This window comes from Enterobacter sp. E20 (assembly GCF_000801755.2).
GTDB lineage: Bacteria > Pseudomonadota > Gammaproteobacteria > Enterobacterales > Enterobacteriaceae > Enterobacter > Enterobacter asburiae_B.
Genome location: NZ_CP012999.1, coordinates 1,827,072 through 1,842,375, shown reverse-complemented (window position 1 = coordinate 1,842,375; position 15,304 = coordinate 1,827,072). Strand labels below are relative to the sequence as shown.

Annotated in this window: 18 protein-coding genes and 1 pseudogene; 9 read left to right on the top strand and 10 right to left on the bottom strand. The window is 51.6% G+C overall.

Going from position 1 to position 15,304, the window contains the following annotated elements; all coding sequences use genetic code 11:
• Window positions 1–86 precede the first annotated feature (86 nt).
• The 9 genes and pseudogenes from NI40_RS24465 to NI40_RS08655 all read right to left on the bottom strand — a co-directional run bounded on the left by NI40_RS24465 (window position 87) and on the right by NI40_RS08655 (window position 4,944).
• Window positions 87–626 (bottom strand): hypothetical protein, encoded by a 540-nt coding sequence (locus NI40_RS24465; protein WP_414146685.1) that lies wholly within the window; start codon window positions 624–626, stop codon window positions 87–89.
• Window positions 627–646: 20 nt separating this feature from the next.
• Window positions 647–875: pseudogene (locus NI40_RS22695) on the bottom strand (DNA polymerase III subunit theta).
• Window positions 871–1,245 (bottom strand): hypothetical protein, encoded by a 375-nt coding sequence (locus NI40_RS08690; RefSeq protein WP_139152908.1) that lies wholly within the window; start codon window positions 1,243–1,245, stop codon window positions 871–873. The pseudogene NI40_RS22695 and the gene NI40_RS08690 overlap by 5 nt, the downstream one beginning before the upstream one ends.
• Before the next feature lie 29 nt (window positions 1,246–1,274).
• Window positions 1,275–1,658, bottom strand: a complete 384-nt coding sequence (locus NI40_RS24270; RefSeq protein WP_039261952.1) for a hypothetical protein — start codon at window positions 1,656–1,658, stop codon at window positions 1,275–1,277.
• A 201-nt stretch (window positions 1,659–1,859) separates the two neighbouring features.
• Window positions 1,860–2,534, bottom strand: a complete 675-nt coding sequence (locus NI40_RS08680; RefSeq protein WP_039261950.1) for a DUF1627 domain-containing protein — start codon at window positions 2,532–2,534, stop codon at window positions 1,860–1,862.
• 17 nt (window positions 2,535–2,551) lie between these two features.
• Complete coding sequence (locus NI40_RS08675) at window positions 2,552–3,292, bottom strand: ATP-binding protein (protein ID WP_039261948.1); 741 nt, start codon at window positions 3,290–3,292, stop codon at window positions 2,552–2,554.
• 2 nt (window positions 3,293–3,294) lie between these two features.
• Window positions 3,295–4,212, bottom strand: a complete 918-nt coding sequence (locus NI40_RS22685) for a helix-turn-helix domain-containing protein (RefSeq protein WP_039261947.1) — start codon at window positions 4,210–4,212, stop codon at window positions 3,295–3,297.
• A gap of 22 nt (window positions 4,213–4,234) precedes the next feature.
• Window positions 4,235–4,687 carry a toxin YdaT family protein gene (locus tag NI40_RS08660; protein ID WP_039261946.1) on the bottom strand — a complete coding sequence of 151 codons (453 nt, stop codon included), beginning with the start codon at window positions 4,685–4,687 and terminating at the stop codon, window positions 4,235–4,237.
• On the bottom strand, window positions 4,687–4,944 hold the full coding sequence (locus NI40_RS08655; RefSeq protein WP_047747799.1) for a transcriptional regulator: 258 nt from the start codon (window positions 4,942–4,944) through the stop codon (window positions 4,687–4,689). The genes NI40_RS08660 and NI40_RS08655 overlap by 1 nt, the downstream gene beginning before the upstream one ends.
• Before the next feature lie 94 nt (window positions 4,945–5,038).
• Between NI40_RS08655 and NI40_RS24265 the strand changes: the two genes are divergently transcribed.
• The 9 genes from NI40_RS24265 to NI40_RS08610 all read left to right on the top strand — a co-directional run bounded on the left by NI40_RS24265 (window position 5,039) and on the right by NI40_RS08610 (window position 13,899).
• Window positions 5,039–5,434, top strand: a complete 396-nt coding sequence (locus tag NI40_RS24265; protein WP_039261945.1) for a hypothetical protein — start codon at window positions 5,039–5,041, stop codon at window positions 5,432–5,434.
• Window positions 5,435–6,288: 854 nt separating this feature from the next.
• Window positions 6,289–6,561 (top strand): hypothetical protein, encoded by a 273-nt coding sequence (locus NI40_RS08645; RefSeq protein ID WP_039261944.1) that lies wholly within the window; start codon window positions 6,289–6,291, stop codon window positions 6,559–6,561.
• 222 nt (window positions 6,562–6,783) lie between these two features.
• On the top strand, window positions 6,784–8,688 hold the full coding sequence (locus NI40_RS08640) for a hypothetical protein (RefSeq protein WP_039261943.1): 1,905 nt from the start codon (window positions 6,784–6,786) through the stop codon (window positions 8,686–8,688).
• Window positions 8,675–8,914, top strand: coding sequence for a DUF4060 family protein (locus tag NI40_RS08635; protein ID WP_039261940.1), 240 nt, complete (start codon window positions 8,675–8,677; stop codon window positions 8,912–8,914). The genes NI40_RS08640 and NI40_RS08635 overlap by 14 nt, the downstream gene beginning before the upstream one ends.
• A 61-nt stretch (window positions 8,915–8,975) precedes the next feature.
• Window positions 8,976–9,191, top strand: coding sequence for an excisionase family protein (gene xisR, locus NI40_RS08630; RefSeq protein ID WP_010429804.1), 216 nt, complete (start codon window positions 8,976–8,978; stop codon window positions 9,189–9,191).
• On the top strand, window positions 9,191–10,477 hold the full coding sequence (locus NI40_RS08625) for a site-specific integrase (RefSeq protein WP_039261939.1): 1,287 nt from the start codon (window positions 9,191–9,193) through the stop codon (window positions 10,475–10,477). The genes xisR and NI40_RS08625 overlap by 1 nt, the downstream gene beginning before the upstream one ends.
• A 73-nt stretch (window positions 10,478–10,550) precedes the next feature.
• Complete coding sequence (gene phoP, locus NI40_RS08620; protein WP_028019015.1) at window positions 10,551–11,222, top strand: two-component system response regulator PhoP; 672 nt, start codon at window positions 10,551–10,553, stop codon at window positions 11,220–11,222.
• Entirely contained in the window at window positions 11,223–12,686 is a 1,464-nt protein-coding gene (phoQ, locus tag NI40_RS08615) for a two-component system sensor histidine kinase PhoQ (RefSeq protein WP_039261937.1), read from the top strand. It begins immediately after the preceding gene.
• A gap of 91 nt (window positions 12,687–12,777) precedes the next feature.
• Window positions 12,778–13,899, top strand: a complete 1,122-nt coding sequence (locus NI40_RS08610; RefSeq protein WP_039261933.1) for a ribosomal protein uL16 3-hydroxylase — start codon at window positions 12,778–12,780, stop codon at window positions 13,897–13,899.
• A 41-nt stretch (window positions 13,900–13,940) separates the two neighbouring features.
• Here the strand turns inward: NI40_RS08610 and pepT are convergent, their stop codons facing one another.
• The gene (gene pepT / locus NI40_RS08605) at window positions 13,941–15,164 is read right to left on the bottom strand and encodes a peptidase T (protein WP_039261931.1); all 1,224 of its coding nucleotides are present in this window, start codon (window positions 15,162–15,164) and stop codon (window positions 13,941–13,943) included.
• Window positions 15,165–15,304: the final 140 nt, after the last annotated feature.

Sequence of the window (15,304 nt, the reverse complement as noted above, 5' to 3'; positions counted from 1 at the left end):
AAGTCCCCTTAAATGCGAAGAAGTCACCGGAGTTGTTCAGGCTCCGATGACATGATTATGGCCCACTAATTCTTGAAAATCGAAAATTAGAATGGGCTTGGTTTTAGGTTCCCAGCGGCGCGAATTCTGTCATCAATTCTATGTGGAAGATTGCCATCAGTAGTGCCGATCAAGTACGTAAGGCCGTCATTTTTGGATTTATAAGCTGTTACTATGTAGGTATCGGTTTTGTCTAATGCCTGATAGCTTGACTTACTAACTCCATCTGGTCCAGAAGCAAGCAATTGAGTTCTGCTAGTGATTTCAAGCTTTCCACTATTATCATATTCCCAACTACGAATGTCGCCATCTCGCCCATGACCAAACAGTAAAAATTCGCAGACTACCATTATGATTTCCTCAGCATTACTCGATTTGAATTTTTGCCACTCTCGCCAAACATTTTCAGGATCAATATCTGAATAACCGCGCTCAAACGCCATGCTTTCTGCTACATCATCAGGAAGGTTAATTGCCGTCGCCTCATCACGAATTGACTCAACTTCTTGTTGGGTAAGTACGCGACCGGTTTCTCGTTCTTTTGCAACCAGGATAGCTATCAATGCGGGGATGAAAACAATTGTCATTTCTGGTTAGCCTCTGCTATTTAGATGTAACGCAGAACGCTACATTTAGGTAAAGTTATCAACTCTCACGATACAACTTCATGCGATCAGGAAGTAATCCCGCAGATGCTCAGGTTGCTCGCACAACACTACTTCAGCGCTAACCAGCATGTTCAGACGCTCTTTGTACGCCACTCCGGAAGCTACAAGGTCAACGCTCACCTGGTCGCAGTCTTCTTGTGTTTTTACCGCAATGTTATGATTACTAATTGACTACCTCGTAATCATTCAGAATGCGCCCCAAAACAACCCTAGAAGTGCGCTCTGTCGAGAAACGAAACCCATTACTAATCTGGGTTAAGATTGGACCACTAAATAAAACGTTTCCTGAATAGGAAACATCCATCATACCGCCCATATTTTCCTTGGAAATGGATCGCATCCTTTTCGCACAATCATCGGAAAAGTTGATGGATAAACTTTCGCCAGCATTCTTTACCGTATAATTAACTTCCTTTATGCAATCAGGCCTGAATGCGTAATTTTTCCCGTTTACAGTAAATTCCAAGCCACTGCGTGCAGCGCTCGCACTCACGGAGACAAGCGCTGCTGATATCAAAATACATATCTTTAATTTCATATCCCCTCCATATTGAAGAGGATTATACATCACTCCTGCTGAGGTGCCGCTGCGAGCATTGCATCTTCGAACGCACTCACCGAAATTGATAGCGCGCCACCCTGAATGTTCACTGCCTTTCCGATTGCGTTGAAAAGTGTGTGGTAGCCGAAATGACCTTTGGACCATCCAAACTGCACCGGAGCACCCGCCCGAAGCATTGCGGCGTGATGCGCTTCCCACCCTGCCTGGAAGCACTCACGCTGCGTCATAACGCCGCATTCATAGTCAGGCATAGGACTGATTACCAGGCGGCCGTCGCATAATTCATGCTCTTCGCTGCGGATATCAGCAAAGAACGTGCGCGTATCGCGTTTGTAGAACCAGAACATGCGGGAACCGCAGCACATATCCAGGATAGTTGGCTCAAACATGCTCACCTTGCCTCTACTAACTCTTTCCATTTTTCTTGAAGCAACTGCCGGGCCGCAGCCTCTCCATCAGGCGGGAATGAAAATCCCGCGCGTACGCCAGGACAACCGTTCGAACATCGTACCTCTGCCGAACCCCAGTTCATTCCCCGGCTGCGAACCCTCAGGGAAGGAGCCATGCCGCATACAGGACATTTCGGTAAATCAGTCATTTCCCAGCCCCTGCAGCAGATGCTTGTGGCGGCGCAGCTCGCGAACAGCACCCTGAAGACGCTGCAGATTAGACAGCTTCGCTTTTGTGCGGCGAATTTCACCGGAGATATAACGGGATGACGGAATAATCAGGTCATCGGGGCGGGAAGCGAATGCCGGGATGGTCTCAATGATTTCTGCCGTTGTTTTTCCTTGCTGTGCAGCTTCGGCTGTAACGCCTGCGGCCTCATCGGTTCTAGGCAGAGACCATGTCACGCCCTTCCCCTTCCCATTTTTGATAACCACGCCCTGGCGCTCAAAAGACAGCATGACAGATACCATGCCACGGGCATTGCGATTTACAGCTGCAGCCAGCGCCGTGGTGGTCATAGCGCCGCTCTTTCCAAGCAGCTGGCGGATGGCCACAGCATCAACCGATGCTGGTTCATCACCTTTCAGGCGCGGAGCCTGATGCGCTGGTCCCACTGACTGAGGTTTGATCGGCTGCATGGCCTGCTCTTTAGCTGTACCGATTGACCATGCGCCATTGTAAAAATCACATAACCCCTGTTCTTTCTGCTCGCGCAGCATGTTCAGCGCTTCAACGGGCTCAATATCCAGACGGGCAGCAACCTCGCGATATGTCGCTTTTTTCATGGCTTTCAGTGCATCCAGTACGGTTTCCATAATTTTCTCCTCAAAATTCACTTAACAGGTCTCAGGTGGCTAACGTTTCCGCGATAGCTCTCCCAGTCAAAATTCACCCAAATGCCGTTATCCATGCGCAGGCGGTCAACAACCCTTTCACCCAGGGTTTCTACCAGCGCGTCGTAATTCAGGTTGGTCAGAACGCCAACCGGGCGCATTGCGGCCAGGCGGCAATCGATAATCTGGTTCAATAAAACTTTCTCGCCGCGGCTATCCCGCTGAATGCCGACTTCGTCGAGCACCAGCAGGTCCACTTTGCAGAGGTCATCCAGCAGCGCGGCTTCAGAACGCCCCTCGTCATAACAGGCCCTGGCGCGCAGGGTCAGGTCCGGTACGGTCACAATCAGAACCGTTCGCCCCTCTTTCAGCAGATAATTTCCAATCGCCGCTGAGAGGTGGTTTTTCCCCGTGCCGGGCTTTCCGGTGAAAACGAAGCTCGCAAAGCCGGTTCCAAAATTTTGCGCATAACTCTTTGCCATACTCAGAGCATGCCGCTGGCCGTCGCCCTCCACCGTGTAGTTCGCGAAGCTGCAGCTGCGGTGCAGGTTCTGGATTCCGGATCGCCCGAAAATTTTCTCTGCCCGCGCCTGCTGGTTGATCTTGTCGATCTCTGCTGCGCGCTTTTGCCCTTCTTCGCGCTGCCAGGTCATCAGCTCAGCTGCGCTTTTGAATTTGGGTTCAATGCCTGCCGGAATCACACGGCGAAGGCGATCGAGAATGGAACCTGCGTTTTGCATGCTTACCCCCTGAATCCTGGCGGAACGGTGTTATCTGGACGGGAGATCTGATTGATATCCCGTCCACCAGCCTGGTGATGTCCTGCGCCCGGTGCCGACAGGCGGATAATCAGGTCATCCCATTTTTCGCGGAGTTTGGCCGGGCATTTCACCTGGCGAACCCAAAACGTATCGCTCTGAACGCGCTTGAACATTTCACAAATTTGCTTGTGGCTACGGCCATCAAGGGTGCGCATCAGACGAACGTCATTCGCCCAGACCGTCCAGTTCGGCTCTTTCGGACGAACGATCTCGCCGTCAAAGGTTGCGGCCTCCTCGTAGAGTTTCAGCACGCGCTTCCAAATCCATTGCGCACAGGTCAAATCTTCCTGGCTACCCCACTGGCGTTTCGCAGGGCTACAAACCACTGCTTCCGGGTGACGATTTAAAAATTCTGCTTTTGAAATCTTCCCGTCGGACTGCGAAGCATCCGGACGAGAATTATTTTCTGGTTCTTTGACTGGTTCAGAAGAGTGACTGATTCTGGGTGAATCTCCTTCACTATCCCCTGGTGAACGTGCTGCACCATCTGGTGAATTTCCTGCACCAGCCCCTGGTGAATTTGGTTCACCATCCTGGTGAATCTCCTGCACTACCCTCGCCCTGGTATTTGCACCGCTCAGGGTTAGTCGGTAGAAATTGCTGCCATTGCCTTTCGGCCCCGATCTGGTCTCTTTTTGCATCAGTCCAGACTCGCAAAGCGCGGCAACATGATTCATGACGGAACGACGGCTGATCTCACACTGATCAGCGATATGCTGATAGCTCGGCCAGCATTCGCCCTGGTCACTTGCGTTATCGGCCAGCTTAAGCAGGACCAGCTTACGAAGCGGGTTTCCTACCTTGACCTTCATCGCCTGAACCATCAGTTCCATGCTCATAGAACACCTCGATACAGCTGAACTAGGCTACGTTTGAACAAGTTGAAACCAGCTTCACTTTGACGCCGACCATCTGCGCCAGCGCGTCGATAGCTTCCAGAGTCTCGCGGCGGATTACCGGTTGCGGTTTGCCGGTGAACACCGCATTGGTGGCTTCGATACACTCTTTGTTAACCCTTGCCGCCCGGTAGTGCATGCAGTCCTTCTGCGCCAGTTCGTTATCAATGGCGGTACGGATGGCATAGCTCAGGGCTTCAGCCTGTTTCAGGTAGTTAGGCGTATCGTTGCGGAACGCACGCTGAATAATCTGCTTGTTGTTGTGCAGCCGGCGCGCGTACTCGTCCGGATCCGAAACGTCATCCAGTGACTGAAGCAGATCGCCAAAGTGATGCGGGGTTATCAGCTGCGTGACCGTCTTCCAGCCCTTTTCCTGCGCCCAGGACTCCAGCTCGCATGCCAGCTTTTTGATTTCCATCAGTCAGTATCCTCCTGAGCTGTTGTGTTATTTTTTTGCTTGTAATCAGGCCAAATCTCAGCCCAATCGCTTGGGCGCATATCAGCTCGAGAAACCTTCCCATCAGTGAAGGTTTCGATAACGATGCATCGACTTGGCGAAATAGCAGCCCGCCCCGTTGCAAGTTGGGAGAGGTAAGATTTCGATATCCCAAGGTGTTGCTCCAGCGCCTTGCGGATCTTTGGCCCACCGGCTTTCAAAAAGTCATTGAGTTGCATAATTGCTCCTGTGTGTTGAGTTGTAAGTTTATAAACAACTAAACATTAATGTCAAGTTTTTGCTTGTTTAGAAATTACTAATCAAAATGGCTGCATGGACACAAAAGAAATCAGGCGCAAGCGCCTAGCGGCATGGTTTTCTAGCAGAACCTTGCCTGAGAAAGAGAAGAGCTACCTTTCACAGCTGATCAACGGCAAAGCGTCGTTCGGCGAGAGAGCAGCGCGCCGCATCGAAAGAGATTACGGCATGGCTCCTGGTTATCTTGATGAAGAGCCTAAGGGTGATGAGACCCGATCTCCGCGACCATTTGACGCGCGCCATGAAGAATTGCTTGATCTGTTCGACAGCTTGGCTGAATGGGAAAAAGAGCAGCACATGGTAAACCTCAGAGCCCAAGTAAACTCAATAGACAATGAGCTCAAGGCAAGGCTGAAAGGTAAGTCCAAACAGGAAATCCTTCAGATCCTGAAAGACCTAGAGATAGACTAACTCCCCCAAAGGCCGCTTCTTGCGGTCTTTTTTTCCTCCTAATACAACCACATCCAAATTTTCACGCCTTTTTGTTTACTATTAACTTTACATTTTGGTTTATTTGTTTATAAACTTAGACCAACAAAACACGCAGTAATCAGTAAACGTTCCGCCTACCCGGCGATAAGGGTGATTAGCCAAGCAAAGCAGCAAACAGGGGTTCGAGATGGAAAAAGCATACGAAGAGTATTTCAACAGTCTGGCGGAGGGTGAAGAAGCACTGAGCTTTACCGAGTTCGTCCAGGCAGTTTCTTGAATGTGGCGTAAGCCAAAGGCTTGAAGGCGGTTTTCTCAGGTTGCGCGCTAAAGCATAGCGGGGAGAACCTGGAGCGGAGAGCAAACCCCGCGATGCAGGACTTGAAATACCTGCACAGACCAATAAGCCGACTGGCAGCGAAACTGCCCTTTAAATCTGCCCTGGCGAGGTGGCGCCGCCAGACCAGGGCAGATGAATCGTCCACAACATGGAAGCGCATTCCACTCTTTCACTAATGGGGATTGGTTTGTTAGCTGGCGGAGTGTGCTTCCAGTTGTGGGCAATCGAAATTGTAGATGGCTGTTAATAACCTTATAGGGGATTCATTATGACAGACTTTAATCGTCAACCATCACGGCAACAGGCAGTCCGCCTTAATTGGTTTGAAATAAAAATTCGAAAACTTTGTTATTTACTTGCTCAAAAAGGCAACCCTGAACTCTGAAGGTCAATAGCGTCGATAAAACGCAATAACCTGACTGTCATTTAATTATACACGATTAAAAACCATCCCTTAAACGGCAGGAATTCTCTCAACCTAAACAAGGTGTCTGAAATGAAATTAGTAGTAACAACCATTGAAATGGGTCTGGCAATAGTAAACAAAGAAATTGCGACATTTAACATTAACGGGATTATTTCAGGCGTGGTTCATTTGCCATCGTCTGGCCCTGTTACCGTTGTGCTTGATGGTGGCTATGTGCTGGGAGAGTTTCATTGTCCAGTATGCGCTGTTAAGCACATTAGCTTGCTGTCTGTGAAGTTCGCAGAAGCACAGAACGTCTGCGGCATGTCCTATTACGATCACAAACGCCAACTACTTAACTGATATGGATGACATCATTTGTCATTGCGTTGTTTGCTGCCGCGAATATAAAAAATCGGCAATGCACGAAAGGAAAACAGACATATACCCCTTTAAGCGCACGATTTATTTATGTGAGCAATGCAATGAAAAAAGAGAAAAACGTGACGCTTTAAGAAAGGTAAAACGCGGCATCCGCAAGCCATTTCATTCAACATCATTTTTCAAATATTAAGCGAGGTCATTATGTCTGTTGAGTTAAAAGTATTTGGTGGTGCTTATTTCCCAAAAGATAAAGCATTAAAAAAACATCCAGATTTAAAACCGCTTGCAACCGCAGTTAATGCGGCAACAAAAGCCATCGCTGAAGCCGTTATTTTCGGCAAGCTGGCGGCTGAGCACCCTGAACATATTGATGATTATTTTAAAGTGAAAATCTGGGAGCACCGTGATGGTTTGCCGTGCCCTGAGCTTGATGTTTTCTCACCTGAATTTTTCGATACCGTGGCTATCTGGAATGTGAACGCAGGTGAACCAGCCGCGGCGCCACAGCCTCATTCTGAAGAAAAGACGGAATGGGACGACATCAAGGCACAGGAAGAAATTAAAATCGTTGCGCAGCTCGACCAGGCATCCCGGGCAGCTTGTCTGGCATTGTTCGGCCCGGTCCCTGGAATCACTTCAGCGCAGTACGGCCAGATCGTCGATCTGAAGAATGATGATGAACCCAGCTTTGCCCGCGAGCTGGCCGAAGCACTATCCAAAGAAACACGATCGCTGGCCCTGGCACCGGAACGGCAGGAGCAATTACTCGCCTGGGTACGTGAGAACACAAAAGAATCTGCACAGTGGCCGGACATTAAAAAGCAGATCGCTAAATGGCTCGATACGCCGAATGATAAGCGACCTCAGCCTGTTAGCACTAACACCGAAGAAAACCGCACGGACACTGACTCCACTCTGGGCGGAGGAAACAAGACAGACCGTAGCCCGGATCTGGCACACAACCTGTCTACGCTCAAGATAGAGGTTGCTGTTGCGATTCTGGGCATGTACGACGAGATCGATATTTACGGGATCCCGAATAGATTATTTATTCCGGCGAAAGCCATGGCCGAAGCAGAACAGGACCCCCGCTTTACTGCATGGTGGAAAAAACTGCGCGGCACCCCCGGTATTCTGGATTATTCCCGGGCAGCCATCATCGCCTTGATTAAATCGGCTCCGGAAGAACTCTGGATAGATCCTGTCGCGCTGCGCGAGTACATCAATCGCGAGTTGGTTGAATTTGACCACGCGCACCCAGATCAGAAAACGGTTGATGCGGCTTGCCGCCCAAAATCCCACGCCACCCCTGAGGTAAACGAAAATGATGAAGCCAAACCGCCTGTTCCTGGCGAAACTCAGCCACCAGCAGTTTGCCCTGCCAAAGCTGCGCAGCTCGACAAAGAACTCATTGAGGCATTCGCTCAGAGCTCAGCGCCAGTGCATCAGCCCACGGACCAGCCGAAGGTGGAGAACCTGGGAGGAGGTGTCTTCTCTGTCGATGCACTGATAAATGCCACCCCCTCAAATGAAGTCAAAAAACAGGAAGTACCACCAGCACCAGGCGAACGCGAAATTTCAATTTTGCATGCACTGAATGACCTGATTTCTGGCCGCACCGACATCATGGGGAAAGAAGAGGCAGAGGGAGTGGTGGCATGCACCGGCCAGCTCGTTTCCGATGTTATCCCGCTACTGATGGAAGATATCACCGCCACAGAATTTTGCTTGTCTCCTGATTTCACCGACGAGGAGATCCACGACGTGGCCACCACCATGCTGGATAGCTGGTCCGATGAAATTAGCGTTCGTCAGAAAATCGCTCTTGATGCGATCGTGGAATACCGACGACCGGAACCACCAAAATCTGTCGTGCTCGATCCGCTGGCAGTTACTGCAAAGCCGGATGCCGAGCCCGAACCGATAGCTGAGATAAACACGCCGCTTTCATCGATTACCTACCAGCAACAGCTGACCATTGCAGCGTTGCAGGGCTTATGTTCCAACCCGGCATATTGCAATCAGTATGAGGAATTACCGGCTATGGCCGCCGGGCTTGCCCGCAGCGTGATCAACCATCAGGAAGGTCCCAGTGCGTCTGATTAACCGTAGCAAGGGAGACAGCATCGGCGGGCCAGCATGCGCCGCCGCGCTCAAATGCCATTTTGAGAAATTTGGCGAGCATGGTCGCAGCGACAAACAGACGTTTTACACCATCAGGATCCAGGGGAGAAAAATTACGGTTGAGGTTGTAAACCGCCCACGTAGTTACGTGGCCACGGCAATGACCCGCGCCAGGAGCCTCCAATGTCTGCCCGGGCTTGGTCGGTGATTTTTGACAATCAAATTACTATCTGCCGCTGCGGTATCGTGGCGGCGTCATGGAGTTAAGCATGGCGCAAATCATTTTTGATGAAGAGTGGATGGTGGCGGGAAAGCTCACTGAGAAAACGGGGCTCGATGACAGGCAAATAAAAGCTTATCGCCTCGGATGCTGGATTGAAGGAGTTCATTTTAAGCGAGTACCCGCGGTACCCGGTGGAGAAAGCAAACGCGCTTTGGTCTGGTACAACTTTCCGCTGATTAATAGATTTATTCAGGAAGCATGATGAACTTTCCAACCGGCGTTGAACTTCATAACGGAAAAATCAGGATCACATTTACCTATCGAGGCATTCGCTGCCGCGAAGTTCTCCGTGGCTGGGTAGTTAACAGCAGCAATATCAAGAAAGCGGGAAACCTTCGCGCCGTCATCGTGAGTGAGATCCAGTTCGGCCAGTTCGACTACGCGGCGCGCTTCCCTGAATCGAAGGCTCTTAAAAAATTCTCATCAACAAAGCGGATCACGACATTTAAAGAACTGAGCGATTTTTTCATTGATACAAAGGCACTGGAGGTGTCGGGGGCTACGCTGCATTCACTCACATCTGCAGTTAACACACTGAAACGTGTTGTGGGAGAAAATACTCCCCTGGCTGATATTCAGCACGCCGATATCCTGAACTATCGCAAAGAGCTGCTGACTGGCAGCGTATTAAACCCTTCAATGCCTAACCTGGTTAAAAAGGGACGCGCGCCCTCAACAGTCAATAAACAGATGGCGGTTTTATCAGAAATGCTGAAGCTTGCGAATCGAAGTCAGTTTATATTACACGCTCCTTATGAGGGCGTATCCCGGCTCAAGCTATCTAAGGCAGACCCCGATCCGCTTCTACTTCATGAGTACCAGGCACTAATTGCCGCCCTTCCCCGAAAGCTGGCTTTGATCATCATTGTAGCCGTCCACACGGGAATGAGGCCCGGCGAGATTTGTGCTCTGGCGTGGGAGGATATCGATCTGAGAAAAGGTGAGATTCACGTATCAAGGAGCCTGACGAACAAGCGGGTGTTTGTGCCGCCAAAAACAGATGCTGGCATCAGAACGATCACGCTGCTTAAGCCTGCTCATGATGCGCTGCTCGAGCAGTTCGAAATCACCGGCAATAACCCAAGACAGCAGATCATTTTCCATCACCGGGAAATCGGCAAAACCGAGCCACAAAATCTGCGATTTGTGTTTTCTCCTGAAAAGAAATCGGAAGTGAATGAGAGCTTTTTTTCCAAAAACTCAATTTCTTATGGATGGAAACGGGGCACTAAACTTTCGGGAATACGTGAGAGAAATCCTTATCAGTCCCGACACACATTCGCATGCTGGACACTTATGGCCGGTGCTAACCCTTCCTTTATCGCCAGCCAGATGGGCCATGAGGATGCGCGAATGGTGTATGAGGTTTATTCGAAGTGGATCGGCGATATGAACCAGGATCAGGTCAACATGCTGAACAATCAGATGCCAACAGCTTTGCCCCCAAGACGCCCCCAAGGGATTGGAAGTATTAAAAAAGTCATTTAATTTCATAACGCTGGTTCCAAACTCCATAATCAGCGTTAAACTATTCATACCAATTATTTAGGGAGAAGAGATGATGCGCGTACTGGTTGTTGAGGATAACGCATTGCTACGCCATCACCTGAAGGTTCAGCTTCAGGAGATGGGACATCAGGTGGACGATGCTGAAGATGCAAAAGAAGCCGATTATTATCTCAATGAACACCTGCCGGATATCGCCATTGTCGATTTAGGGTTGCCTGACGAAGACGGTCTGTCGTTAATTCGCCGCTGGCGCAGCCACGATGTCTCCCTGCCGGTTCTGGTTCTGACCGCCCGTGAAGGCTGGCAGGATAAGGTCGAAGTGCTCAGCGCGGGTGCAGACGATTACGTCACCAAGCCGTTTCATATCGAAGAGGTGGCGGCGCGCATGCAGGCGCTGTTACGCCGCAACAGCGGGCTGGCTTCACAGGTTATTTCCATCCCACCATTCCAGGTCGATCTCTCCCGCCGGGAATTAGCGATCAATGATGAAGTGATCAAACTCACCGCCTTCGAATACACCATCATGGAAACGCTGATCCGTAACAATGGCAAAGTGGTGAGCAAAGATTCCTTAATGCTCCAGCTTTATCCTGATGCTGAACTGCGCGAGAGCCATACCATTGACGTGCTGATGGGACGTTTACGTAAGAAAATTCAGGCGCAGTATCCGCAGGATGTGATTACCACCGTCCGTGGCCAGGGCTACCTGTTCGAATTACGCTAAATGAGAGGGATTTTACGCCACATAATGCCCCTCTCGCTGCGGGTTCGTTTCTTACTGGCAACAGCCGCCGTCGTGCTGGTGCTGTCGCTCTCCTACGGCATGGTCGCCCTGGTGGGCTACAGCGTCAGCTTTGATAAAACCACCTTTCGGCTGTTGCGCGGCGAAAGCAATCTGTTTTATACCCTGGCGAAGTGGGAAAACAACCGAATCACCGTCGAAATGCCGGAAAACCTCAACCAGCAGAGCCCGACGCTGGCCCTGATTTATAACGAAAAAGGGAAATTACTGTGGGCGCAGCGTGATATCCCCTGGCTGGTTAAAAGCATTCGTCCGGACTGGCTCAAAACCAACGGGTTTCATGAAATTGAAGCCGATCTCAACACCACCAGCTCGCTGATCCGTGAAGATCGCTCCCTGCAGCAAAAGCTGAACGAGATCCGCGCCGACAACGCCGAAACGGAGATGACGCACTCCGTCGCGATTAACCTCTATCCGGCGACGCTGAACATGCCGCAGCTGACCATCGTGGTGATCGACACCATTCCGGTCGAGCTGAAGCGTTCTTATATGGTCTGGAGCTGGTTCATCTACGTTCTGGCTGCGAATCTCCTGCTGGTGATCCCGCTGCTGTGGGTGGCGGCGTGGTGGAGCTTGCGCCCTATTGAATCACTGGCGAAAGAGGTTCGTGAGCTGGAAGAACATCATCGCGAGAAGCTGAACCCGGAAACCACCCGTGAGCTCACCAGCCTGGTGCGTAACCTCAACCGCCTGCTGAAAAGTGAACGCGAACGCTACGATAAATACCGTACCACCCTTACCGATCTGACCCACAGCCTGAAAACTCCGCTGGCCGTCATGCAAAGTACCCTGCGTTCAATGCGCAGTTCGAAGCTGAGCGTCGATGATGCCGAGCCGGTGATGCTGGAACAGATCAGCCGTATTTCACAGCAAATTGGCTATTACCTGCACCGCGCCAGCATGCGTTCCGGCAGCGCGCTTCTGAGCCGAGAGCTGCACCCGGTAGCCCCGCTTCTGGATAACCTCACGTCCGCCCTCAACAAGGTGTATCAGCGTAAAGGGGTGAACATCAGCCTCGATATCTCGCCAGAGATAAGCTTTGTGGGTGAAAAAAATGACTTCATGGAAGTGATGGGTAACCTGCTGGATAACGCCTGCAAATACTGCCTGGAGTTCGTGGAAGTGTCTGCGCGTCAGACGGAAACCGAACTGCATATTATCGTTGAGGATGATGGTCCGGGCATCCCGCGCAATAAGCGTGACGTGGTGTTCGATCGCGGTCAGCGCGCCGATACGCTACGTCCTGGCCAGGGCGTCGGGTTAGCCGTCGCCCGTGAGATTGTCGACCAGTACGACGGGAAAATAGAAACCAGTGAAAGCCTGCTGGGCGGCGCCAGAATGGAGGTTATTTTTGGTCGCCAGCAGCCCACATTGAACGATAGTTAACCCGTTATGTGAAAAATGCGAGGATCTCGCAGCCGGGGGGCTGAGCTTCCGTTATAATCCGAGTCAGTAAGAGCCTGCGGAATAAAAAAATATGGATTATCACTTAACGCTTAACTGGCCCGAGTTTATTGAACGTTACTGGCAAAAACGCCCGGTGGTTCTGAAACGCGGATTCAGCAATTTTGTCGACCCTATCTCGCCTGACGAGCTGGCAGGTCTGGCCATGGAAAACGAAGTCGACAGCCGTCTGGTGAGCCACCAGGACGGGAAATGGCAGGTTAGCCACGGTCCTTTCAAAAGCTACGATCACCTCGGTGAAAACAACTGGTCGCTGCTGGTGCAGGCGGTCAACCACTGGCACGAGCCCACTGCCGCATTAATGCGCCCGTTCCGCGCCCTGCCCGACTGGCGCATGGACGATCTGATGATCTCCTTCTCCGTGCCGGGCGGCGGCGTAGGTCCACATCTTGACCAGTACGACGTGTTCATCATTCAGGGTACGGGCCGCCGCCGCTGGCGCGTGGGCGAAAAAGTGCCGATGAAGCAGCACTGCCCGCATCCGGACCTGCTGCAGGTTGACCCGTTTGAAGGGATTATCGACGAAGAGCTGGAGCCGGGTGATATTCTCTACATTCCGCCGGGATTCCCTCACGAAGGGTACTCCCTGGAAAACTCACTCAACTACTCCGTGGGGTTCCGCGCGCCAAGCGGCCGCGAGATGATCAGCGGATTTGCCGACTACGTTCTGCAACGCGAGCTGGGCAGCTATCGTTACAGCGACCCTGATGTGCCTGCGCGCGAGCATCCGGCGGATATTCTGCCAGAAGAACTCGATAAGCTGCGCGGCATGATGCTGGATCTGATCAACGAGCCGGAACATTTCAAACAGTGGTTTGGTGAGTTTATCAGCCAGTCTCGTCATGAGCTGGACGTTGCGCCGCCGGAGCCGCCCTATCAGGCTGACGAAATTTATGATGCGCTTCAGCAGGGCGACAAGCTGACGCGTCTGGGCGGGTTGCGCGTGCTGCGCATTGGTGAAGAGGTGTTCGTCAACGGCGAGAGGCTGGACTCTCCGCACCGTCCGGCGCTGGAAGCCATTGCCAGCCATCTGGTGCTGACTGCCGACACCTTTGGCGATGCGCTGGAAGATCCTTCCTTCCTCGCGATGCTCGCCGCGCTGGTCAACAGCGGGTACTGGTTCTTTGAGGACTGAGTCGCCTTAATTCCCGGTGGCGCTTCGCCACCGGGCTTTTCTTACCGCTTCGCGGTCAACTCCGCTATCCGCACTATCACCTTCACCGCTTTTTCCATCCCCTCCAGCGTCACGAACTCATGCTTACCATGGTAGTTGTAGCCACCGGTAAACAGGTTCGGGCACGGCAGCCCCATAAACGACAGCTGAGAACCGTCGGTGCCGCCGCGAATCGGCTTCAGCTGCGGTTCAATATTGCAGTCGCGCATCGCCTGCTGGGCGATATCGAGAATATGCGGATGCGCCATCACCTTCTCGCGCATGTTGTAGTAGCTGTCTTCAATGATCAGCTCAATATAGCAATCAGGGTGTAAACCTTTACCGACCTTCTTCGCGATCTCCATCATCTTGCGCTTGCGCGCCTCAAAGGCTTTTCGGTCGAAATCGCGGATGATGTAGTGCATCTGCGCGCTGTCCACGGTGCCTTTGATGCTGGTCAAGTGATAGAAACCTTCATACCCTTCGGTCTGTTCAGGGCTCTCTTCCGCCGGGACTTCTGCATGAATTCTGGACGCCAGCGACAGCGCGTTCACCATGACGCCTTTCGCCGAGCCGGGGTGAACGTTGTTGCCGACAATTTTGATCGTGACGGACGCGGCATTGAAGTTTTCATACTCCAGTTCACCGACGCCGCCGCCGTCAACGGTATAGGCCCACTGCGCGTTAAAGGCTTCCACGTCGAAGTGCTTCGCGCCCTTGCCGACCTCTTCATCCGGCGTAAAGGCCACGCGGATATCCCCGTGCGGGATATTTTTGCCCTTCAGCACCGCCAGCGCCGTCATAATTTCCGCGATACCCGCCTTGTCATCCGCCCCCAGCAGCGTTTTACCGTCGGTGGTGATCAGCGTCTGGCCCAGCAGCTGGTGCAGTACCGGGAACATCACCGGCGAGAGCACCTCGTCGCCAATGCCCAGCGCAATATCGCCGCCGCGGTAATTTTCCACAATCTGCGGGTTCACATGTTTACCGCTAAAATCCGGAGAGGTGTCGACATGGGAGATAAAGCCAATCGCCGGAATATCACCCTGGACATTCGCCGGCAGCGTTGCCATCACAGTGCCTTTTTCGCTTAACGTGACGTTGACCAGCCCCATGGCGTCAAGCTGCTCTTTAAGCAGGTTTAATAACTTCCACTGGCCTTCGGTGCTCGGCACCTGGCGAACACCCGGTTTAGATTGGGTATCCAGCGAAACGTACTGTAAAAAACGCTCAAGTAATTTATCCATGCAGTCACCCTCACTTTTCGTGACAACATTATCAATAAGCATCAAAACGCAAATATTGCGTCAGGTCACTTTTATCCCGCAAACGAGAATATTTTCCGTTTATATGGTTATGCGTTAGTAAATGTAGCTTATGAATCAGT